This window comes from Tistlia sp., assembly GCF_040905785.1.
In the GTDB taxonomy this organism is placed as follows: Bacteria; Pseudomonadota; Alphaproteobacteria; order Kiloniellales; family DSM-21159; genus Tistlia.
Map to the genome: position 1 here is coordinate 1 of NZ_JBBDQW010000070.1, position 21354 is coordinate 21354.

22 protein-coding genes and 1 tRNA gene are annotated in these 21354 nt (G+C 70.5%); 12 read left to right on the plus strand and 11 right to left on the minus strand.

The genetic code is table 11. From position 1 onward, the window contains the following. Positions 1-263: 263 nt before the first annotated feature. Together WD341_RS15885 and WD341_RS15890 are read right to left on the minus strand one after the other, a co-directional pair. Positions 264-761: an RT0821/Lpp0805 family surface protein gene (locus WD341_RS15885; RefSeq protein WP_368426455.1), complete on the minus strand. Its 498-nt coding sequence runs from the start codon at positions 759-761 to the stop codon at positions 264-266. Positions 762-884: 123 nt separating this feature from the next. Next, positions 885-1172 (minus strand): hypothetical protein, encoded by a 288-nt coding sequence (locus WD341_RS15890; protein ID WP_368426456.1) that lies wholly within the window; start codon positions 1170-1172, stop codon positions 885-887. 181 nt (positions 1173-1353) lie between these two features. Between WD341_RS15890 and WD341_RS15895 the strand changes: the two genes are divergently transcribed. The 5 genes from WD341_RS15895 to WD341_RS15915 all read left to right on the plus strand — a co-directional run bounded on the left by WD341_RS15895 (position 1354) and on the right by WD341_RS15915 (position 5798). Then, on the plus strand, positions 1354-1953 hold the full coding sequence (locus WD341_RS15895) for a 2-hydroxychromene-2-carboxylate isomerase (RefSeq protein WP_368426457.1): 600 nt from the start codon (positions 1354-1356) through the stop codon (positions 1951-1953). Positions 1954-1969: 16 nt separating this feature from the next. Next, positions 1970-2518, plus strand: a complete 549-nt coding sequence (locus WD341_RS15900) for a methylated-DNA--[protein]-cysteine S-methyltransferase (protein WP_368426458.1) — start codon at positions 1970-1972, stop codon at positions 2516-2518. 691 nt (positions 2519-3209) lie between these two features. Continuing rightward, positions 3210-4697 carry a pentapeptide repeat-containing protein gene (locus WD341_RS15905; protein ID WP_368426459.1) on the plus strand — a complete coding sequence of 496 codons (1488 nt, stop codon included), beginning with the start codon at positions 3210-3212 and terminating at the stop codon, positions 4695-4697. 73 nt (positions 4698-4770) lie between these two features. Then, positions 4771-4846: transfer RNA gene (locus WD341_RS15910), tRNA-Glu, on the plus strand. A gap of 163 nt (positions 4847-5009) precedes the next feature. Next, positions 5010-5798 carry a hypothetical protein gene (locus WD341_RS15915; RefSeq protein WP_368426460.1) on the plus strand — a complete coding sequence of 263 codons (789 nt, stop codon included), beginning with the start codon at positions 5010-5012 and terminating at the stop codon, positions 5796-5798. Positions 5799-5872: 74 nt separating this feature from the next. Here the strand turns inward: WD341_RS15915 and WD341_RS15920 are convergent, their stop codons facing one another. Beyond that, positions 5873-6652, minus strand: a complete 780-nt coding sequence (locus WD341_RS15920) for a hypothetical protein (protein WP_368426461.1) — start codon at positions 6650-6652, stop codon at positions 5873-5875. Between the two features lie 4 nt (positions 6653-6656). Then, a complete protein-coding gene (locus tag WD341_RS15925) occupies positions 6657-7217 on the minus strand; it encodes a hypothetical protein (protein ID WP_368426462.1) in 561 nt (186 codons plus the stop codon). Positions 7218-7914: 697 nt separating this feature from the next. On the opposite strand from WD341_RS15925, the gene WD341_RS15930 reads away from it, so the two are divergent. Continuing rightward, complete coding sequence (locus tag WD341_RS15930; protein WP_368426463.1) at positions 7915-8535, plus strand: cold shock domain-containing protein; 621 nt, start codon at positions 7915-7917, stop codon at positions 8533-8535. 123 nt (positions 8536-8658) lie between these two features. Further along, on the plus strand, positions 8659-10338 hold the full coding sequence (locus tag WD341_RS15935) for a fumarate hydratase (RefSeq protein ID WP_368426464.1): 1680 nt from the start codon (positions 8659-8661) through the stop codon (positions 10336-10338). Positions 10339-10506: 168 nt separating this feature from the next. On the opposite strand, the gene WD341_RS15940 is transcribed toward WD341_RS15935, so the two are convergent. Further along, positions 10507-11007 (minus strand): PAS domain-containing protein, encoded by a 501-nt coding sequence (locus WD341_RS15940; RefSeq protein ID WP_368426465.1) that lies wholly within the window; start codon positions 11005-11007, stop codon positions 10507-10509. Between the two features lie 187 nt (positions 11008-11194). Then, positions 11195-11788 carry a superoxide dismutase gene (locus tag WD341_RS15945; protein ID WP_368426466.1) on the minus strand — a complete coding sequence of 198 codons (594 nt, stop codon included), beginning with the start codon at positions 11786-11788 and terminating at the stop codon, positions 11195-11197. A 333-nt stretch (positions 11789-12121) separates the two neighbouring features. On the opposite strand from WD341_RS15945, the gene WD341_RS15950 reads away from it, so the two are divergent. Continuing rightward, the gene (locus WD341_RS15950; RefSeq protein ID WP_368426467.1) at positions 12122-13315 is read left to right on the plus strand and encodes a pyridoxal phosphate-dependent aminotransferase; all 1194 of its coding nucleotides are present in this window, start codon (positions 12122-12124) and stop codon (positions 13313-13315) included. 128 nt (positions 13316-13443) lie between these two features. Continuing rightward, positions 13444-13638 (plus strand): hypothetical protein, encoded by a 195-nt coding sequence (locus WD341_RS15955; protein ID WP_368426468.1) that lies wholly within the window; start codon positions 13444-13446, stop codon positions 13636-13638. Between the two features lie 33 nt (positions 13639-13671). Here WD341_RS15955 and WD341_RS15960 read toward each other — a convergent pair whose 3' ends face one another. From WD341_RS15960 to WD341_RS15970, 3 genes are read right to left on the minus strand one after another with little or no spacing between them, the layout of a single operon-like run. After that, positions 13672-14928 carry a class I SAM-dependent methyltransferase gene (locus WD341_RS15960; RefSeq protein WP_368426469.1) on the minus strand — a complete coding sequence of 419 codons (1257 nt, stop codon included), beginning with the start codon at positions 14926-14928 and terminating at the stop codon, positions 13672-13674. Next, a complete protein-coding gene (locus tag WD341_RS15965; RefSeq protein ID WP_368426470.1) occupies positions 14925-15902 on the minus strand; it encodes an NADPH:quinone oxidoreductase family protein in 978 nt (325 codons plus the stop codon). The genes WD341_RS15960 and WD341_RS15965 overlap by 4 nt, the downstream gene beginning before the upstream one ends. Positions 15903-15912: 10 nt before the next feature. Then, positions 15913-16974 (minus strand): asparaginase, encoded by a 1062-nt coding sequence (locus WD341_RS15970; RefSeq protein WP_368426471.1) that lies wholly within the window; start codon positions 16972-16974, stop codon positions 15913-15915. Positions 16975-17047: 73 nt separating this feature from the next. Here WD341_RS15970 and WD341_RS15975 point away from each other — a divergent pair, with 73 nt between their 5' ends. Continuing rightward, positions 17048-17584: an RNA methyltransferase gene (locus tag WD341_RS15975; protein WP_368426472.1), complete on the plus strand. Its 537-nt coding sequence runs from the start codon at positions 17048-17050 to the stop codon at positions 17582-17584. Positions 17585-17757: 173 nt separating this feature from the next. On the opposite strand, the gene WD341_RS15980 is transcribed toward WD341_RS15975, so the two are convergent. Beyond that, the gene (locus tag WD341_RS15980) at positions 17758-18432 is read right to left on the minus strand and encodes a ChrR family anti-sigma-E factor (RefSeq protein ID WP_368426473.1); all 675 of its coding nucleotides are present in this window, start codon (positions 18430-18432) and stop codon (positions 17758-17760) included. A 4-nt stretch (positions 18433-18436) separates the two neighbouring features. Next, on the minus strand, positions 18437-19033 hold the full coding sequence (locus WD341_RS15985; protein ID WP_368426474.1) for a sigma-70 family RNA polymerase sigma factor: 597 nt from the start codon (positions 19031-19033) through the stop codon (positions 18437-18439). Positions 19034-19378: 345 nt separating this feature from the next. Here WD341_RS15985 and WD341_RS15990 point away from each other — a divergent pair, with 345 nt between their 5' ends. Both WD341_RS15990 and rlmN read left to right on the plus strand, forming a co-directional pair. Beyond that, positions 19379-19909 carry an invasion associated locus B family protein gene (locus WD341_RS15990; RefSeq protein WP_368426475.1) on the plus strand — a complete coding sequence of 177 codons (531 nt, stop codon included), beginning with the start codon at positions 19379-19381 and terminating at the stop codon, positions 19907-19909. A gap of 92 nt (positions 19910-20001) precedes the next feature. Further along, positions 20002-21135, plus strand: a complete 1134-nt coding sequence (gene rlmN, locus WD341_RS15995; protein ID WP_368426476.1) for a 23S rRNA (adenine(2503)-C(2))-methyltransferase RlmN — start codon at positions 20002-20004, stop codon at positions 21133-21135. Positions 21136-21354: the final 219 nt, after the last annotated feature.

Below are 21354 nucleotides of genomic sequence, written 5' to 3' on the forward strand. Positions count from 1 at the left end.
CATCCCGGACGCTAGGCGAGCCCCGGAAGCCGCCAGGCTTCCGGCTGGCGAGCCTCGCGATCCGGGATCCAGGCCGGCCCCGGACGACGAGCCGCGGCGCCGAGGTTTCGGGCGGTGCCCCTGGATCCCGGATCGCGAGGCTCGCGCCCCGATCGCCTCCGGCTCTCGGGCTCGCCTTTGCGTCCAGGATGACGGTGGTCAGCGCCAATTCGTCATCCCGGACGCTAGGCAAGCCCCGGAAGCCGCCAGGTCAGGTGGTGGTGCTAGACGACTTCCCAGCCGCCGCTCGCGGTCTGGCAGGCGGTGCCTTCCTCGGAGACCGTCTGCTGGCTGGTGCGCACCGTCTCGGTGTAGGTCTTGCAGGTCCGGCCGTTCGAGGTATAGACGCTGTGGACCTCGGTGCGGCCGGAGTTGCCGGTCTCGGGGTCGCTCCATTCGGCCTTTTGGCCCGGGCTCAGCGTGTTGAGCGCATTGAGGTTGTTCTGCGCGTGCTGCTCGGCGTTCCGGCGGCCCAGGTAGTCGCCGATGGCGCCGCCTGCGGCGCCGCCGAGCACGGTGCTGGCGGCGATCCAGAAGGGGTTGGCGCCGGCCAGGGCCGAGACCACGCCGCCGACCGCGGCACCGCTCAGGACGCCGCCCTGTGCCTCGCTGCTGAGACCGGTCTGGCGCTCGATCGTGTCGCAGCCGGCAAGGGGGATGGCGACGAGGCCGAGAGCCAGTGTGAGGGCGGCGGTGGTCCGCGCCGGTCGGGTCATGATCATGGCTTCGCTCCTGGGCAGGTGTCGGCGGCGTGGCCGCGGTTCGGCCTTGCGTCCGCTTCGATGCCCGGAAAAACGTGAAGGACGCCGGTTCGTTCCGGCCGAGGCCGCCGCCCGGCGTCGGCGCTAGCTCGACTTGGCGATCAGCGCCGGCTCGCCTTCCTCGCTGACGGCGACGCCGGCGTCGTTGGCCGAGCTGCGCACGACCCGGTAGAGGGCCGCGTCCTCGAAGGGCGTCGGCTGCTGGGCGCTCTCGTTGCCGACGATGCCTGGGTTCGGCGCCAGCGCCTTGCCGGCGCACAGCCGGGCCTGGGCCGCGGTGTCGGCGCGCACGAAGACGCGCTCGTAGCGCGGGCCGGCGACCCAGCGCGGGTCGTCGGGGCGCGCGACTGCCTCGATCTTCCAGATCGTCATCCTGGCTCCTCCTGTCTTTCGGGCTGCTGTTTCCGGGCCCTCAACGTCGGCCGCCGACCATAGGTTCAAGGACTCGTGAGCCGGCCGGCGCGGGCGGGCCTTGCCGCGCCGGGGCCGCGGTGCTTCGATCCGGCCCCAAGCGCCGCGCACCAGCGGAACGCCGAATAGGGGAGACACCGCCATGGCGCAGATCGACTACTACCTCTCGCTCAACTCGCCCTGGGCCTACCTGGGCGCGGCGCGCCTGCGCCAGCTGGCGCAGAAGGTCGGCGCGAGCGTCAAGGTCAAGCCCGTCGACTTCGCGGCGATCTTCCCCAAGACCGGCGGCCTGCCGCTCGGCAAGCGGGCGCCGGCGCGCCAGGCCTACCGCCTGGTCGAGCTGGCGCGCTGGCGCGAGTTCCTGAAGCTGCCGCTGACCCTGCGGCCGGCGCACTTCCCCTTCGCCGAGCGCGAGGCCGCGCGCTTCCTCGTCGCCGCCGACCTCGCCGGCGGCGATCCCCTGGGCTTCTCCGAGGCGGTGCTGCGCGCGCTCTGGGCCGAGGAGCGCGACCCAGGCGAGGCCGACACCCTGAAGGCGATCGCGCGCGAGACCGGCCACGACGCCGAGGCGCTCGCCGCGCGCGCCGCCGAGCCGGAGACCGCCGCGATCCTGGACGCCTATACCGAGCAGGCGCTCGCCGCCGGCGTCTTCGGCGCCCCCTCCTACGTCGTCGAGGGCGAGATCTTCTGGGGCCAGGACCGCCTGGACTTCCTGGAGCGCAAGCTCGCCGGCGCCGCCTGACCGCCCGGGTTTCCCGATGGACGAGCCCCTCTCTTTCGCCCTCTTCGACACGGCCGTCGGCTGCTGCGGCCTGGTCTGGAGCGGGCGCGGCCTGGTCGCGGTGCAGCTGCCCGAAGGCAGCCCCGAGGCGACCCGCGCGCGACTCGAGCGGCGCTACCCGACGGCTCGCGAGCAGACCCCGGAGCCTGCGGGGCAGGGGCGGGCCGTGAAGCGGATCGCCCGGCTGCTCGCGGGTGCGGCCGACGACCTCGCCGACCTGCCGCTCGACGACGCCGGCCTGGAGGAGTTCGAGCGCCGGGTCTATGCGCTGGCGCGGGCGATCCGGCCGGGCGCGACCTCGACCTACGGCGAGATCGCGCGCGGCCTCGGCCGGCCCGAGGCGGCCCAGGCGGTCGGCCGCGCGCTCGGCCGCAATCCCTGGCCGATCGTCGTGCCCTGCCACCGCGTGCTCGCCGCCGGCGGCCGCATCGGCGGCTTCTCGGCGACCAGCGGAATCGCCCTGAAGCGGCGGCTGCTGGCGATCGAGAGCGTCCACGCCGGCGGCCCGCCCGGCCTGTTCGACTGACGCGATCTCACAGCCTTACAAGGCGCCCCGACCGCCCCCCACCCCTCCCGTCATCCCGGGCGGTAGGCGAGCCCGAAAGCCTCGGTTTTCGACCTTGCGAGCCTTGCGACCCGGGATCCAGGGGCACGGACGGCTGGGGCCCCTGGATCCCGGATAGCTCGCTTTGCCGACGAATTCCGCGCCCCGCTTTCGCGGGGCCCGGACTTCGGGCAAAGCGGCTTCCGGGATGACGGGGTGAACCGCGCCGCCGCGCGCCGCCTTTCCCGTCATCCCGGGCGGTAGGCGAGCCCGAAAGCCTCGGTTTTCGACCTTGCGAGCCTTGCGACCCGGGATCCAGGGGCACGGACGGCTGGGGCCCCTGGATCCCGGATAGCTCGCTTTGCCGACGAATTCCGCGCCCCGCTTTCGCGGGGCCCGGACTTCGGGCAAAGCGGCTTCCGGGATGACGGGGTGAACCGCGCCGCCGCGCGCCGCCTTTCCCGTCATCCCGGGCGGTAGGCGAGCCCGAAAGCCTCGGTTTTCGACCTTGCGAGCCTTGCGACCCGGGATCCAGGGGCACGGACGGCCGGGGCTCGCGGGCGGTGCCGTCACCCTGACTGTCATCCCGGGTGCCCGGCGGCCGCGCGCTTAACGCGCCCTTAAGCGGCGCAGCCTAGCGTCCCGGCACCGCAACGCGAGGGGTCCGAGGGTCATGCGCCTGGTATCGAGTACCGATCTGCCGGTGGACGCCGGCGCGCCGCGCGCGCCCGCTTCGCGGCCGGACCTGGCGCTGCCCGACGATGCCGTCGCCTTCCTGCGCGCCCAGGCCGGGGCGCCCGACCGCGCCGCCGCCCACGAGCGGGTCTCGGCCGTGACCTCGCGCTCGCTCGAGCTGCGCGGTGCCGGGCTGCAGCTTGCCGGGGCGGCGCTCGGCGGCCTCGACCTCTCCGGCTTCGACCTGCGCCGCGCCCGGCTCGAGGGCGCCGACCTGCGCGACTGCGATCTCTCGGACTGCGATCTCGGCGGCGCCCTGCTGCTCTGTCCGGTCCTGGAGCGCACGCGCTTCGGCGGCGCCAACCTGTCGGGTGCGTACCTGGGCGCCGCGGCGGCCCGCGCCTGCGACTTCACCCGGGCCAACCTCTCGAACCTGCTCGAGGGGGCCGGCGCGCTGTTCCAGGGCTGCCTGCTGGAGGGCGCGCGCCTCGACGGCGCCAGCCTCGCCGGCGCCAGCTTCCATCGCTGCCGCCTGGAGGGCACCTCGCTTGCCGGCGCCGACCTCGAGGGCGCCCTCTTCACCGAGTGCCACGCCGACCGCGCCGACTTCTCGGGCGCGCGGGTCGGCCTGCTGACGCTCGCCCGCACCCGCCTGCGCGGCGCCTCCTTCGCCGGCGCCCGCGGCGAAGGGCTGACGATCCAGCGCCCGACCAATGCCGACGCCCTCGACCTGGAGGGCGCCCACCTGCCGGGCCTGCGGCTGCTCTCGCTCAAGGCCGTCGGCCTGCGGGCGCGCCGCCTGTCGGCGCCCGACGCCGACCTGCGCGGCGGCAGCCTGTCCGGGAGCGACTTCCGCCAGGCCGGCCTCGAGCGGGCCCGCCTGGTCGGGATGCGGCTCGAGTCGGTCGACCTGCGCGAGGCCCAGCTCCAGGGCAGCGCCTGGCACGACTGCCTGGCCGAAAGCCTGCTCCTGGCCGGTGCCGGCGCCGCCGGCATGAGCGCCGTCGCCTGCCGCTTCCCGGCGGCGCGCATGGCCGGCCTCGTCGCGCCGGGCGCCAGCTTCCGCGACTGCGACCTGGCCGAGGCCGACCTCGAGGGCGCGGATCTCCGCCGGGCCAGCCTGACCGGCGAGCCGCCGAGCGCCCTGGACCTCTCGGGCGCCTGCCTGAGCGGCGCGCTCCTGGTCCAGGCGACCCTTGCGGCCGACCTGAGCGGCGCCGACCTGACCGGCGCCCGGCTCGACCGGGCCCGGCTAGACGGCAGCTGCTTGAGGAAGGCCGACCTCTCGGGCGCCGCGCTCGAGGGCGCCTCCCTGGTCGGGACCGACTGCGCCGGCGCGCGCCTGGCCGGCGTCGAGGCGCGGCTCTTCGCCGAGCGCGCGCCCGGCCTGCTCGCGGCGCTGCAGGCGGCGGCCCCGGACCCGGCCGCCGCGACGAGCCAGGCCTTCCTGGAGGGCTTCGAGGCGCTGCTCGCCGAGCCACGCTAGGCCGGCAGGACCCGGGCCCGGCGCCCGGTCTTGCCTTCCGCCGCCCCGGAGGCTATCTCTCGCGCCTCTTCGGGTCCCCATCGTCTAGAGGCCCAGGACATCAGCCTTTCACGCTGAAGACGCGGGTTCGATTCCCGCTGGGGACGCCAACAGCCAAAAAGCTAGGTTTTCTAAGGGTCTCAGCCGGTTGGGACTCCGGTTTTGCTACACCGTTTGACACGGTTCTTGCTACGCTTTTTGCTACATGATGACTCGGGCGGGAGGTTCAAGGGCCTTCTTCGCCTTGGAGTAGCATCGGACCGGCATCCGACAATGCTGGGTGCCATGGGCTCCGGAGGTGTGGCCGTGCTCGTCAGGTACTGGAAGTCATATGCGCTGAAGCGCTCGATGCGCCGGGTTGAGAAGCGTCGGGCGGACGTCATAGATCTTGGCGATCCAGCGAACAACGTGTTCACACTGCGATTGAGCGACGACGCTGGAACGTGGAACTTCAACTTCCACAAGCTGACCGAGAGAGCGGCTGAAGGGTTAGCCTTCAATGACAACCTATCGACTGGCTGCCGCTACTGCGTGCTCCCGAGAGTGTTCCCGGACGCCCAAGTGCTAATTGAGCATCATTACAGAGGCTACACAATTAGCTATACGTCACCGACCAAGTTTCTAATTCTAGATAGCATCCACTATCCGTGGATTATGCGACAGTTCAACCGAATTGCTCAGGCGCTGTTTAATCAGCGACGGCTTGCGCGCAAGGATCGAATAACGGTCCTCCGGCTATTCGCAAATAAGGCCCTTGAAAAGAAGCGTCCTAAGCTCAGCGTCTATAGCGTAATGAACGAAGTATACGGGATGCGCTGGGTATTTCATCCGCGCAACAGTGCCCTAGAAAGCTATTATCAGCTTATTCTCGAATCACTTGCCCACACTGGCGATTTGAAAGAAAACGGACACGCGTTTGAGATCACGCCGAAAGCCTTTGCGACGTTGGCCCAGTACGAAGAAGAGAACCGTCGCCATAAAGACATCCACAATGCCCAGATTCTGTTAGTGATCCTCACGGGCGCACTGGCGATCACGTCATTGGGACAATTATTAAGATAGAAGACCGTCCCCGAGCGAACACGGGCGGCAGAACCTTTGAAAAATGAAAATTGAAAGTTTGAATTGTCAGGGGCTTAGTCCGTGATCGGAGAGACATACTCGATTGTCTGATTGCGAAGCGACGACGTGTCTTCATCGTTGGTATGAGTGAAGCGCTCTTTCTCCTCATCGTAGCGAAAGCGGCTGAACACGGCACCCTTATCATTCAGAATCTCTAGAAGCCCGTCGGTCATTCGCCAATTGTGTTCATTCTGGTTTTGGCCATCACCAACCGTGCCATCAGAGTTGAAGGTGATGGCTTTGGCTTTCCTGCCTCTTGGATCGTAGTGCAGTAGCCAGTTGCTTCGAACGAGAACGTCACGTTGGGTGTTCTCTCTGTCACGGGAGCGGCCCTTGATTTTCCTCCCCACCGCTGTGGCGAGGTGGAGAGTGCCTTGGGAGAAGAAGACCGCGATGACTGTCAGCAGCGAGCTAGTGAATACACTGAGAAGCCACGTCCACCCGTGGGAATCCGCTGTTCGCCTTACAAGCGGCCACATTTCTACTGCGCCTAGTGAAAAGATAGACGCAACGGCAATGAACACAGCGCCGAGGAAATCAATTCGGTGAAACCGATTCTCTTGAACTCGGGAATCTTGCGCGGCCCACAGAAGGGATAATTGATAGACGTTAAAGGCGACACCGACAGTTAAGATAACCCTCAGCCATTCCGGGTGGTCGATTTTAATCGGTAGAAGGCTGTCGTTCACGCTGGCACCCTCAAGCTTCAAGCCGGCGAACACCGCTAGCAGCAGCGCGCCAACAAAGATCAGAAGATTGCGCTTCGTCTTGTAATAACTGTCGGTCGGGTGCATTGACTCACCGATACGTGTTGTAGAAGTGGGGTTCGGTTTCCTTGATCGAATTGAAAAACCGGCTGCGCTCCACGAGAAAGTATTGAACCTCCTCAATCACGGCTGCTTTGAGCATTTCGTTGATCTCAAAAGGCTGACCGTAAAGCGAAACGAGACGCGTAAACTGAGTCAGAACGGTAACGTCGTCCTGCGGGCCTTTGATTCCCGCATGATGATCCAAACCGGCACCAGCCAGTATCTCAAAGTGCAAAGCAACGTGGCAATTAGCTGTATCGCGCCCGGATTCGGTTCTCACGCGGCTGCCAAGCGCCTCAATGAAAACCACGGCGCCATGTTCGTCAGTGGAAGTCAGCCCACTGCGTTCTAGTTCCAAGAGCGCGGCGTTCTCAACGGCGCCAGCGTTGGTCCAGCAACCACCTTTCACCTGATCATCAATAATGATATTAATTTCCCGAATTTTGAAAAGATATGCCTTGTCCGCTTCTATTGGCGCAACATCGGCCAGCGCATGACCAGAAGCGCAAAGAGCAAGTGCAAGTGCAAGCGCAGTGGCAGCATGCTTCATTCTCCGATCCCCCACCTATCGGCCCTAGCGTCACTTGAACGGCGAGGGCAGTGATGTGCCCGGCCGCCCCACACTATAGCACGACAGCACAAACCCGAGTGACTAGGGGTTGGCCGCGAAGAAGGCGCTAGCCGCCAACAGCCGATAGGCTACGTTTTCTGGGGGTCTCAGCCGGTTGGGACTCAGGACCCGACACCAGTTCTGATCCGCTTCTGTCACGCTCCAGATTCGAGCCAAAAGTCATCGGCTGGAAAGAATCGGACCTTAGTGGCGTAACAGACCCCGAAGGCAGGGCGCAGCGGCGCTACTCCGGCAATTTTGTCAGAGTCGCCCGAGAGACATTCCCGCTTATGTTGTAACGACCCTCCAACCTGCCATCGCTAAGTTCATAGCTGACCTGGGCGCCGCCGAGCCCTCGCGACCTGTGTTGTCGGTAAGACGTGCACATCCACTAGCCACACTTATAGGCTGTCGCGCAAGCGCCTGTCTTGCACGCAGCGAATGTAGCGGTGCCCTGGCAGGGACGGTCGCCGTCCCGGCCGCAGCGGTCCCGCCGACGGCTTCGAGGGCGGCTCGCGCGCGGCCGCCGACACCCCGCCTGCCGGGCGGCGCCCGAGGCTTCCTCGCCCCCGGCTGCGCGTGGAACGGCGCCGTCGCGGGGTCGTTTCCCCAGACAGAGCCAAGGAGAGGTGACGCGATGAACCGCAAGGAGCGAGCGGGGGAGTTCCCGGGTCCGGACGAGCCGCAGCAGCCGCTCGAGGTCGCCTTCCACGGGCTGGAGTCCTCGGAGGCCCTGAAGGAGGTCATCGAGGCCGAGGCGGCGAAGCTCCGGCGCTTCGGCCATGCCGTGACCTCGGCGCGGGTCTCGGTCGAGCGCACCCAGAGCCACGGCGCCTCGGTGCTCGACGAGATTCACGTCGACGTGCAGCTGCGCCGCGGCCACGTCTTCGCCAAGGCGACCGTCGAGCGCCGCGCCCAGGAGGCCCACGGCGTCGCCTTCGGCCACGCGGTGACCCGCGCCATGGACAAGGTCGTGCGCCAGATCTCGGCCGGCCTCGAGAAGCGCTCGGCCAAGCCGATGCTGGAGACCCAGGAGGGCAAGTCGACCGGCCGCGTCACCCGGCTCGACCGCGAGCGGCGCCACGGCTTCCTGGAGCGCGCCGAGGGCCCCGACCTCTTCTTCCACGAGGCGGTTCTGGCCGACGGCAGCTTCGATGCCCTGAAGGAGGGCGACCCGGTGCGCTTCCGCGTCGCCGAGGCCGAGGGCGCCTACGGGCCCCAGGCCGCCACCGTCGAGCCGCTCGCGCCGGGGCGCTGAGCCCGCTCCCCCAGCGCCGAGCGATCCCGCCGCCGACTTGACCCCGCCGCCTGGCGCGGGCAGACCTTGCGCCCAGCGCAGCAAGGCAGTTCCGTGCAGCGGCGCAGGGTCGGGAGGACCGGGATGAGCGAGGCCGAGACCGAGGAGAGCGGGGCGCGCGGGAGCGGCGCCTCAGGGGACGGTGCGGGGGTCTTCCCGCTGGCGGCGGATCCGACGCCCTACCGCCAGCTCGACGCGCCCGGCGACGGCTTGGTCGGGCTGGACCGCTTCGCCGGCGAGGACATGCTGACGGTCGAGCCGGAGGCGCTGCGCCTGCTCTCCGAGCAGGCCTTCATGGACATCAACCACTTCCTGCGCCCGGGCCACCTGCAGCAGCTGCGCGACATCCTCGACGATCCCGAGGCCTCGCCCAACGACCGCTTCGTCGCCTTCGACCTGCTGAAAAACGCCAACATCTCGGCCGGCGGTGTGCTGCCGATGTGCCAGGACACCGGCACCGCCATCGTCATGGGCAAGAAGGGCCGGCGCGTCTGGACCAGGGGTCCCGGCGGCGGCGACGAGGCCGCGCTTGGGCAGGGCGTGCTCGACGCCTACGCCAAGCGCAACCTGCGCTACAGCCAGCTGGCGCCGCTCTCGATGTTCGAGGAGGTCAACACCCGCACCAACCTGCCGGCCCAGATCGAGCTCTACGCCGAGGGCGAGGAGGCCTACAAGTTCCTTTTCGTCGCCAAGGGCGGCGGCTCGGCCAACAAGACCTTCCTGTTCCAGGCGACGCCCTCGGTGCTGACGCCCGACCGGCTGATCCCCTTCATCGAAGAGAAGATGAAGACCCTGGGCACCGCGGCCTGCCCGCCCTACCACCTGGCCGTGGTGATCGGCGGCACCAGCGCCGAGTTCAACCTGAAGACCGTCAAGCTGGCCAGCTGCCGCTACCTCGACGGCCTGCCGACGGCCGGCTCCGAGGCCGGCCACGCCTTCCGCGACCTGGAGATGGAGCGTCAGGTCCACGCCATCTCCCACCACCTCGGCATCGGCGCGCAGTTCGGCGGCAAGTACTTCTGCCACGACGTCCGCGTGATCCGCCTGCCGCGCCACGGCGCCAGCCTGCCGATCGGCATCGGCGTCAGCTGCTCGGCCGACCGCCAGGCGCTCGGCAGGATCACCCGCGAGGGCGTCTTCCTGGAGCAGCTCGAGACCAATCCGGCGCGCTTCCTGCCCGACCTCGACGAAGCCGGGCTCGGCGGCGCCGTCGTCGAGATCGACCTGACCCGGCCGATGCCCGAGATCCTGGCCGAGCTGTCCCGCCACCCGGTGCGCACGCGCCTGTCCCTGACCGGCCCGATGATCGTCGCCCGCGACGCCGCCCACGCCAAGCTGCGCGAGCGCCTGGAGGCCGGCGAGCCGCTGCCCGGCTACTTCAAGGACCACCCGGTCTACTACGCCGGCCCGGCCAAGACCCCCGAGGGCTACGCGTCGGGCTCCTTCGGCCCGACCACGGCCGGGCGCATGGACTCCTTCGTCGAGCAGTTCCAGGCCGCCGGCGGCTCCCTGGTCATGCTCGCCAAGGGCAACCGCAGCCGCCAGGTGACGGCGGCCTGCGCCGCCCACGGCGGCTTCTACCTGGGCTCGATCGGCGGCCCGGCGGCGCGCCTCGCCCAGGACTGCATCCGCAAGGTCGAGTGCCTGGAGTACCCCGAGCTCGGCATGGAGGCGATCTGGCGCATCGAGGTCGAGAACTTCCCGGCCTTCGTCGTCGTCGACGACAAGGGCAACGACTTCTTCCGCGAGCTGGATTTGGGGTAGGGGCCCCCACACCTCACCCCGGCCCTCTCCCCTCCCCAGGAGCGGAGAGGGAGTCGAACGGCCGTGCCGGCGCCACCGAGGCTCCCTCTCCGCTCCCGTCGGGAGGGGAGAGGGCCGGGGTGAGGTGAGGGCAGGCCGCCCGTGCCGGCGCGCCGGACCAGGCCAGCCTCAGTAGATCTCCCCGTCGGCACGGAAATAGAGGGTCAGGCCGAGGATCATGTCGACGCTGCGGCCGTCGCGAGCGAGCGGCAGCATGATCCGCTCCAGCAGGGAGCAGCCGGAATCGACGTGGTAGGCCGGCGGACCCTTGCGGTAGCTGATGCGTCCCTCGACCGCGACCTTCAGGTAGTCCGGGTAGGTCGTCTGGCTGGCGAAGCTCGGATAGGCCTCGTCGACCCACCGACCGGTCGGGTCGCGCAGCATCTGCTCGTAGTGCTTGGTGCCGAGCAGGCGGACGCGGAAGCGCAGCGGCTGGCGCTGCACGTCGAACAGCCAGACCCAGGGCAGCAGCGCCGGGATGTCGATGGGGTCGAGGTGCTGGCGGCCGGGCAGCAGGGTGCCGCCGGGACGGAGGCCGGCCCAGTAGTCGTAGAGCGCGCGGATTCGAGGGTGCCACCGGTCCGGTGCCTCCGGGGCCGCGAGCGGCGGGAAGTCGGTGGTCTTCGGCATCGGCGCGGGGGGGCTCTCTTGCGTTGGGCGGGGGCGGGCCTCCGACGGCCGTCGCGCCTGCGCCCCGGCAGGCAAGGAGTCTGCGCCGCATCCCTTAAGGAGACGACAACGCACGAGAATGGGAGCGGCCCCGGGGAGCCGCTCCCTCTTGTTCCCTCGCCGGCGAGCGCGCGCCGGTGTCGCCGGATCAGCCGAAGTTGCTGTTGGCGAAGTCCCAGTTGACCAGCTTGTCGAGCCAGGCCTCGATGAACTTCGGGCGCAGGTTCTGGTAGTCCAGGTAGTAGGCGTGCTCCCAGACGTCGATCACGACCAGGGGCTTCACGTCGCGCACCAGCAGGGTGTCGGCGTCGTCGGTGTTGACGACCTCCAGGCTGCCGTCGCCCTTGGCCGCCAGCCAGGTCCAGCCCGAGGCGAAGTTGCCGGCGCCCGAGGCCTTGAACTTCTCGGCGAACTTGTCGTAGCCGCCGAAGGACTTCTCGATCGCCTCGGCGACCTTGCCGGTCGGCTTGCCGCCGCCGTTCGGGCGCATCGAGTTCCAGAAGAAGGTGTGGTTCCAGACCTGGGCCGACTGGTTGATCAGCCCCTGGTTCTTGGCGGCGTAGGCGGCCTTGACGATCTCCTCGATGCTCTTGCCCTCGAGCTCGGTGCCGTTGGTCAGCTCGTTGGTCTTGTTGACGTAGGCCTGGTGGTGCTTGCCGTAGTGGAAGCTCATGGTATTGCCCGAAATCGCCGGGGCCAGCGCGTCCTGGGCATAGGGAAGCTCGGGAAGCTGAATCGCCATGACGGTACTCCTTGTTCTTCTGCGGTCCGCTCACGCTAAACGCGGCGGTGCTTTCCGAGAACACCGCCGGCGTCGCCATCGATCCTTACATAAGCCCGCATGGGGTCTTGTGAAGGCGGCGCCGGCCCTCCGGCGGCACCGCTCCTGCGGCGCGCCGGGGGCCGGCTACTGGTAGCAGGCTACCACCGCCGGCCGGCGCCGGGAAACGCCCTCGGCGCAGGGCGGACCTCTCGTCCCGCATGCCAGGGCCCCGCGCCCGCGCCCTTGTCGCCGCGAGGCGCGCCGTGGCAGAGAGGGCCTCTCCCCCTCGCGCCCTTTTCCCGGAGTCCGCCCATGCGCTATCCCGCCCCGATCCGTCCGGCCGTCGAGGAGCTCGAGACCTCGGGCATCCAGCAGGTCTTCGACCGCGGCATCGGCCGGCCCGGCGTGATCGGCCTGTGGGTCGGCGAGGGCGACCTGCCGACGCCGGGCTTCATCTGCCGCGCGACCGAGCAGGCGCTGCGCGACGGCCAGACCTTCTACACCCACAAGCGCGGCCTGCCGGAGCTGCGCCAGGCGATCGCCGACTACACCGCGCGGCTCTACGGCATCCACCCCGACGCCGAGCGGGTCACCGTCACCTCCTCGGGCATGACCGGCATCGTCCACGTGCTGCAGGCGATCCTGGCGCCCGGCGAGAAGGTCGCGGTGGTCTCGCCGGTCTGGCCGAACATCATGGCGGCGGTCGAGATGGCCGGCGGCGTGATCGAGCAGGTGCCCTTGGAGGCCCGTCCCGACGGCGGCTTCCGCCTCGACCTCGAGCGCCTGGCGGCGGCGCTCGACCCGCAGACCCGCGCGGTCTTCGTCGCCAGCCCGAGCAACCCGACCGGCTGGATGATGGAGGCCGAGGAGCAGGCGGCGCTGCTGGCGCTCTGCCGCGGCCGCGGCATCTGGGTGATCGCCGACGAGGTCTACCACCGCTTCACCTACGACCGCCCGGTCGCGCCCAGCTTCGCCGAGCAGGCCGAGCCGGAGGACGCGCTGATCTGCGTGCACTCCTTCTCCAAGGCCTGGGCCATGACCGGCTGGCGCATGGGCTGGCTGCTCCACCCGCCGTCGCTCGGCGAGACGCTGGGCAAGCTGATCGAGTACACGACCTCCGGCGCCCCGGCCTTCCTGCAGGCCGGCTGCCTGACCGCCATCACCGAGGGCGAGGACTTTGTCGCCGAGCTGGTCGAGCGCTGCCGGACCGGCGGCGAGCTCGTGTTCCAGGGGCTGTCGGACCTGCCGGGCGTCACCCTGGCGCGCCCGCAGGCGGCCTTCTACAGCTTCTTCCGGGTCGAAGGGCTCGAGGACAGCCTCGGCTTCTGCTTCCGGCTGCTCGAGGAGGCCAAGGTCGGCCTGGCGCCGGGGGCGGCCTTCGGGCTGGGCGGCGAGGGCTACCTGCGGCTCTGCTTCGCCTCCTCGCCGGAGCGCCTCTCGACGGCCATCGACCGCCTGCGACCCTTCCTGGCCGAAACGCGACAAGTGGTTGACAGTAAAGCATAAACCATGCGGCCCGCGCCCTTCACCCCTGCGTTTCGCGCAGTTGCGGCGTGCCGCCGAAACCGCCAAGTCCCGTCCAGAGAAGGGGGCGCCGGGCCTTCCGCCCTACGCCCCTATCCAGGAGACGGATCATGGCTGACAACACCTTCACCGCCGACGCCACCATGCCGGGGCTGAGCGGCCGCGACCTCGGCCGCCGCGCGCTCGGGCTCTTCGCCCGGGGCGAGGACGCCTCGGAGGATAGGCGCGAGCGGGTCCTGCGCGCGCTCGCCGGCCTCGACCGGCGCGCCCTGCAGGACCTCGGCCTGGACCGCGACACCGCTTGAGCCGGCAAGGCCGCTCGGTGCCCTTCCGTAGGATCAGGCGCCGGCCCGGCGCAGCAGCAGCTTGTTGAGACCGCCGAGCGCGCCGACCAGGGCCTGGGCGGCGGCGGCGAAGGCGCGCTCCTCGATCTCCGGCCGGCGGTCGCGCAGCGCCGCCAGGATCTCGGCGAAGCTGCGCCGGCCGTCGATCTCGCCGGCCAGGGCCGCCGCCAGGGGCGGCACCGGCAGGGTGATCTCCAGGCCCTCGACGGTTCCCGAGATCGCCTGCTTGCGGGCCAGCGAGTCCGCGAGAGCCCGGGCGTCGATATCGAGCAGGCGCGGCACCCAGGCGGGGCTGTCGAGGCGCGCGACCGTGCCCGGGCGACGCGCCAGGTAGGCGACGTGGGTCTTCATGTTGCCGGCCAGCCGCTCGGCCAGGGCCGCCTGCGCCAGCGGCGCCAGGCCGTCGCAGCGTGCGCGCAGGGCCTCGTCGGCGAGATAGAGCCGCGGCTCGTAGCGCAGCGGCTCGACGAAGCTGGCGATCGTTAGCTCGGCGCCCGCGACCAGGCGGGCGAAGTCGCCGACCGTGTAGCTGCGATCGACCGGGTTGAGCAGCAGGTCGACCAGCTCGGCGTCGCCGCGCTTGTGGTCGGCGAGCAGCTTGTTGTTGGCGAAGCGGTTGGTCGTCGGCAGGCCGGCGAGCAGGCGCCGGGCCAGCTCGATGCGCCGCTCCAGCGGCAGCTCGCGGCCGAGCTGGGCGAGGGCTGCCTGCAGCTCGTAGACGCCGCTGCGGCCATAGGGGGCGTAGACCATGACGCCGAGGCCGCCGTCCTCGGCGAGCACGCCCGCGAGCGCGGCCAGGCCGGCCTCCGGCTGCTCGAGGTGGTGCAGCACGCCGCAGCAGTCGATGTAGTCGAAGGGCCCCGGCGCCAGCGTCGCGACCTCGAGCAGGGAGCCGGCGACGAAGCGCACGTTGCTCAGATCGCGCGCCGCGACCCGGGCCTCGGCGACGGCGCGCGCCGCGGCGCTGCGGTCGAGGTAGACGACCTCGGCCTCGACGCCGGCCTCGGCGAGCTGCTGGGCCAGCATCACGGTGGCGTCGCCGGTGCCGCCGCCGGCGACCAGGGCGCGGAAGGGCCGCGACCAGTCGCGCGCGCCGGCGTAGAGGTAGTGGTCGATCTCCTCCAGCCGGCTCGGCGAGCCGAGGATCAGGCGCCGAGCCTCCTCGGCGGGATCGCGCTGCGGGTAGGGGTAGGCCTCGTACTGGGCGGCCAGGGCCTCGGCGGCGGTCTGGGCGGCGGGCAAGTCGGTCATGGCACGCTCAGCACGACCTTGCCGGTCGCCTGGCGGCTCTTCAGCAGGTGCAGCGCCCGGGCCGCCTCGGCCAGCGGCAGCACCTCGCTGACCAGCGGCTTCAGCCGCCCGGCGCCGTACCAGGCGAAGAGCTCGGCGAACTGCTCGAGCAGCAGCTCCGGCGCGTGCCGGCGGTAGGAGCCCCAGTAGAAGCCGAGCACGCCGATGTTCTTGACCAGCAGCAGGTTGGCCGGGGCCTGGGGGACTTCGCCGCCGGCGAAGCCGATGACCACCAGGCGGCCGCTCCAGGCCAGGCTGCGCAGCGAGGCGTCGAAGACGGCGCCACCGACGGGATCGAAGACGACGTCGACGCCGCGGCCCTCGGTCAGCGCCTTGAGGCGCTGGCGCAGGTCCTCCTGGCGGTAGTCGATGCCCTCGTCGGCGCCGTGGGCGCGGGCGATCGCCAGCTTCTCGGGGCCGCCGGCCGAGGCGATGACGCGCGCGCCCAGGGCCTTGCCGACCTCGACCGCGGCCAGGCCGGCGCCGCCGGCGGCGCCGTGCACCGCCAGGGTCTCGCCCGGCTGCAGGCCGGCCCGCCAGGTCAGGGCGCCGTGCGCCGTGCCGTAGGTGATCGGGAAGCCGGCCGCGGTCTCGAAGTCCATCGCCTCGGGCAGCGCGTAGACGTCGCTCTCGTCGGCCACCGCCAGCTCGGCGAAGCCGCCGGCCGCAACCAGGGCGAGGACCCGCTGGCCGGTCGCGAAGCGCTCCGCGCCCTCGCCGAGGGCGATCACCGTGCCGGCGATTTCCAGGCCCGGCGCGAAGGGCAGGGGCGGCTTCTCCTGGTAGCGGCCCTCGATCATCAGGGTATCGGCGAAGTTGACGCCGGCCGCGGCGACCCGGATCAGCAGCTGGCCCGGCCCCGGCACCGGGTCCGGCAGCTCGCCGGGCGCCAGGCTGTCGGGCGGCCCGAAGGCGCGGCACAGCATGGCCTTCACGAGACGAACCTCATTCGGGAAATCCTTCCGCGGCTCGGATCTCGCCGACGATCCGGCCGACGCGGTTGCGGATCGAAGGGCGAAGGATCGGCTGCAGCGCCTCCGCCTCGGCCTCGGAGATCAGGCCGAGCCGGCGCAGCAGGCGGCCCATGACGACTTCGGCGGCGCGTCCGGCGCCGTCCTCGATCTTCAGCGCGATGCCGAGGCCGCGCTCCGGCAGGGCCGCGCCGTAGACGCCCTCGGCACCGGTCTTGACCAGGGCGCGGCCGTTGGTCGACCGGATGATCCGGGTGCAGAAGCGCCGCTCGCCGGCGACCATCGCCGGCTCGGCCGCCATCGCCGCGCGGATCCGCAGGCAGGCCGCCTGCCGCCGCTCCGGCTGGCCGGCGGGATCGGCCAGGCGCGCCATCGCCAGGGCCAGGTTGCCGAGCGGCATGGCGTACTGCGGGATGCCGCAGCCGTCGATGCCGCGCGGCGCCTCGCGCAGGTCGAGGCCGCCCATCTGCTCCAGGATGCCGAGCAGGGTCTGCTGCACCGGGTGGCCGAAGTCGATGTAGCCCTCGAGCGGCGCGCCCAGCTGCCGGGCGACGCAAAGGAAGCCCGCGTGCTTGCCGGAGCAGTTGTTGTGCTCGGGGCCGGGCGCCTTGCCGGCGCGGATCAGGGCGTGCGCCGCGGCCTCGTTGTAGGGCAGGTGGCTGCCGCACTCCAGGTCGGCGGGCGACAGGCCGAGGCGGCCGAGCCAGGCCGTCACCGCCTCGCTGTGCAGCGGCTCGCCGTCGTGGCTGGCGCAGGCGAGGGCCAGCTCGGCCGGCGTGCAGCCGAAGGCGTCGGCGGCGCCGCTCTCGACCAGGGCCAGGGCCTGCAGCGGCTTGATCGCCGAGCGCGGATAGACCAGGCGCTCCGGGTCGCCGGCCTGGTGCAGGATCCGGCCCTCGGCGTCGCAGACCGCGAAGGCGCCGCGGTGGCGGCTCTCGACCAGCGTGCCGCGCGTGACCTCGACCAGCACCGGGGAGGCGGCCTCGGCTCGCGCCTTGGACGACGGGGAGGCGGAATGCGCGCTGTTCTGGTACACCGGGGTTCTCGAGGCTGCTGCGGGGCGGGAGCGGCACCTTGCCCAAGGCCCCGCGCTGGTGCAAGAAGCCTCCATGCGTGGCTTTTTCGGAATCGGCGTCGAGCGCATCAGCAAGGCGATGAACCTCGGCAACCTCATGCGCTCGGCGAATGCCTTCGGCGCCAGCTTCTTCTTCACCGTCGCCGCCGACATCAGCGAGCGCTCGCTGCGGCACGCCGACACCTCGGACGCGCCGGACCAGCTGCCGGTCTACCGCTTCGACAGCGTCGGCGAGCTGCTGCTGCCGCGCGGCTGCCAGCTGGTCGGCGTCGAGCTGACCGACGAGGCCGAGGCGCTGCCGAGCTTCTACCACCCGGCCGCCGCGGCCTACGTGCTCGGCCCGGAGCGCGGCAGCCTGTCGCCGGAGATGCTGGCGCGCTGCGACCGCGTCGTGAAGATCCCGATGAAGTTCTGCGTCAACGTCGGCACGGCGGGCGCCATCGTCATGTACGACCGCCTGCTCGCGCGCGGTCGCTTCGAGCACCGCGCCACCAGCTCGCTCGGGCGTCCGGAGCCACGGCCCGCCCACGTCCACGGCCCGGTGCGCATCCGCAGCACGAAGAAGGTCTGACGCCGGCGGCTCCGCCGGTGCGCTTGCATGGTTCGACAAGCTCACCATGAAGCGACGGAAACGTACGCGCTGGTAGTCAGGCCGCTATAGAGCGGCGGAAACGTACGCGCTGGCCTCTCGTCGCCTCATGGTGAGCTTGTCGAACCATGAAAGCGTGCAGGCTTATCCACGAGTTACAGCCGGCTCTTGAGAAAAGGGTTAAGCAATCCGAGCGGGCCGGTCAGGCGCAGCGGCGCGTCGGTGACGACCAGGCAGAGGCAGGGCGTGCTGCCGATCGCGCGCGGCCGGTGGTCGACCGAAGCGTCGGAGATCTGCAGGTCGCCGGGTCCGAAGGTCCCGCCGGCGTCGCTGTAGGCGCCCGACAGCACCAGGGTGAACTCCCGCCCGCGGTGCGAGTGGCGCGCCACGGCGGTGCCGGCCTCGATGCGCATCAGGCGCGCCCGCGGGCCTCCGCTCTCCCTGACGCCGGGGACGAGATCGGCGCTCCTGACGCCGCGCATCAGCGGCTGCCAGGCGAGGCTGCGCAGGTCGTCGCCGAGGAGGCGGCGCAGCACCGGCGGCAGGTCGAAGCCGTCCTCGGCGGGCGCCGGGGCCGCCGCTGTGCGCGCCGGGGCCTCCTGGGGGACCGCGTCGAGGCGGTCGAGCAGCGTCTCGAGCGCGCCCTCGTCCAGAGGCGCCGGCTCGAGCTCCTCGAGCAGCAGCCCGCCGAGCGCCTCGAAGTCGCACAGGCGGCGGCGGCTGTCCTCGCTGTAGGCAGCCTGGCTGGCGACGATCAGCGACAGCAGCTGGTCGAGCCCGCCGGCCGCGTGGGCCAGCAGCAACTCGTCGGGCGCGGGGTGGGTCGTCATCGCATCAGGCCTGATCCATTCCCTCGGCAGCTAGCGTCCGGCGCAGCCGCGTCAAGGCGAGACGCAGGCGCGACTTGACCGTACCCAGCGGCAGATCGATCTCGCTAGCGATAGCTGCATGGGCTTTTTCCTCGAAATAGGCGAGTCGGATCACCTCGGCCTGCTCCTCGGGCAGGCTTTTCAGCGCGCGCCGCAACCGCTCCTCGCGCTGGGCACCATAGAACAGCCAGTCGGCGTCCGGGCGGCTCTCGGGCTGCAGCAGGGGGTCCTCGGGATCCAGGGTCGGGCGCTGCAGGCGCCTCAGGCGGTCGATGCGCTTGTTGCGCGCGATGGTGAAGACCCAGGTGCCGACGCTGGCCTGCGCCGGATCGAAGGTCGCGGCCTTGCGCCAGAGCACGACCATGGTCTCCTGGGCGAGCTCTTCCGCCGCGGCGCTCTCCGTGCCCAGGCGCAGCAGGTAGGCCTTCACGCGCGGCGCGAAGTGGCGGAACAGGCGCCCGAAGGCCGCCTTGTCGCGGTTCTCCGCAACCGCCCGGATCAGCGACGCCTGGAGCGGCGGGTCGAGCGGCGGCGCCTCGGTCATCGGGCTATGGAAGCTCATTCACCGGCCACCGGCAAGCCGTGCAGGGCGTTTGCCTGGCGCCGGAAGGGCGCCTCGAGCGCGGCGCGTCTTGTCAGTCCTGCATCTCCGGCGGCGTGGGCGAGGGAAGGTCGAGGCGACGCCGGGCCGGCGAGCCGCACCGCCTCGCCGATCCAAGGCCGGCCGACCGATCGGCCGCCCTGCCGTGAAAAGGGAACTCCGGCGAGGCCTCTTGCGTCTGGGCCCGGGCGGTCACAATTTCGTGGCGACCCGACAGAGGTTCCGGATACTGACCCTCCCGCCGCTGCGTGACCCTCGTGACACAATCCCTCTGACCGACTCGCCAGGACCCCTATAATGCCGAGCATGCGCGATCTGCTTCCCTCCCTCCCTTGCGGCCTCTTCCTCTGGGGCCTGCTTCTGGTCGCGGCCGCGCCGGCGGCCGCGCAGGAAGTCGAGCGCGTCGGCGACTTCCAGGCCTGGTCGGCTTACGTCGCGGCGGAAGGCGAGGGCAAGGTCTGCTTCATCGCCAGCAAGCCGCTGAAGTCGGAAGGCAACTACACCCGCCGCGGCACGGTGGTCGCCATGGTGACCCGCCGCCCGGGCCGCGTGCCCAACGACGAGGTCTCGATCCAGGCCGGCTACAGCTACAAGCCGGGCGAGACCGTCGAGCTCGACGTCGACGGCGAGACCGCCTACGAGCTGGTGACCAAGGACGAGTACGCCTGGCTGCCACGCTCCGACGGGGAGCTCGACAAGAAGCTAATCGCCTCCATGGTCAACGGCCTGAACATGACCGTGCGCGGCTTCTCGGCGCGCGACACCCTGACCACCGACACCTTCTCCCTGCGCGGCTTCACGGCGGCCTACGAGGCCATGAAGAAGGCCTGCGACTGACCCTCGCGCCGCGCCTTTCGCCGCGCCTTTCGCCGCACCGCCCCGCGACCGCGCGCCTTGCGGGAGCGGCCGCTTCGGCCTAACTGTTTGCCATGAGCGCCCATGCCCACGCCTTCGCGCCGCCGGCCGCCGGACCGGACGGCCTGACCGATCTCGTCGGCCTGTCCCTGGCCGAGCTGACCGAGGCCGTGCTCGCGCTCGGCGAGCCGCGCTTCCGCGCCACTCAGCTTTGGCACTGGATCTACCACCGCGGCGCCACCGACTTCGCGGCCATGACCACCCTGTCGAAGGGCTTCCGCGCCAAGCTGGCCGAGCGCTTCCTCGTCGGCCGGCCGCAGGTCAGCACCCACCAGCTGTCGAGCGACGGCACCCGCAAGTGGCTGCTGCGCTTCGCCGACGGCAACGAGGCGGAGTGCGTCTTCATCCCCGAGGAGGACCGCGGCACGCTCTGCGTCTCCTCCCAGGTCGGCTGCACCCTGACCTGCCGCTTCTGCCACACCGGCACGCAGCGCCTGGTCCGCAACCTCTCGCCGGCCGAGATCGTCGGCCAGATCCTGCTGGCGCGCGACACGCTCGGCGAATGGCCCTCGCCGAAGGAAGGCCGGCTGCTCACCAACATCGTCATGATGGGCATGGGCGAGCCGCTCTATAACTACGAGAACGTCGCCGCCGCGCTCAGGCTGGTCACCGACCCGAACGGCATCTCCCTGTCGAAGCGGCGCATCACGCTCTCGACGGCCGGCGTCGTGCCGGCGATGCGGCGCTGCGGCGAGGAGCTCGGCGTCAACCTGGCGGTCTCCCTGCACGCGACCAACGACGCGGTGCGCGACGAGATCGTGCCGCTCAACCGCAAGTACCCGATCGCCGAGCTGCTCCAGGCGTGCCGCGACTATCCCGGCGTCCACAACGCCCGGCGCATCACCTTCGAGTACGTCATGCTGAAGGACGTCAACGACTCCGACGCCGAGGCCCACGCCCTGGCCGATCTGTTGGCCGACATCCCGGCAAAGATCAACCTGATCCCCTTCAACCCCTGGCCGGGCAGCCCCTACCTCTGCTCGGAGCCGGAGCGCATCGAGCGCTTCTCGGACATCCTGTTCGAGCGCGGCTTCTCGGCCCCGGTCCGCCGCCCGCGCGGCCGCGACATCCAGGCCGCCTGCGGCCAGCTGAAGAGCGCCAGCGAGCGCAAGCGCAAGAGCGAGCGCGAGGCCGCCCCGGCGGCGTGACGGCGCCGCCGCTCGCCTGCCTCGCCGTTCCCGCGAAGCGCCCCTTCTCCCGTCGTCCCCCTCGTTCGTCATCCCCGTGAAAACGGGGATCCAGAGGACGCTGACGCCCGTGCCGGCTCGTGGCGGTCCGCGCGGGCTGCGCCTTTCTCTGGATCCCTGTTTTCACGCACTGGTGTCCGGGATTTGTGATGCGGCCTGAGTGTCATGAGAGTTGGAGAA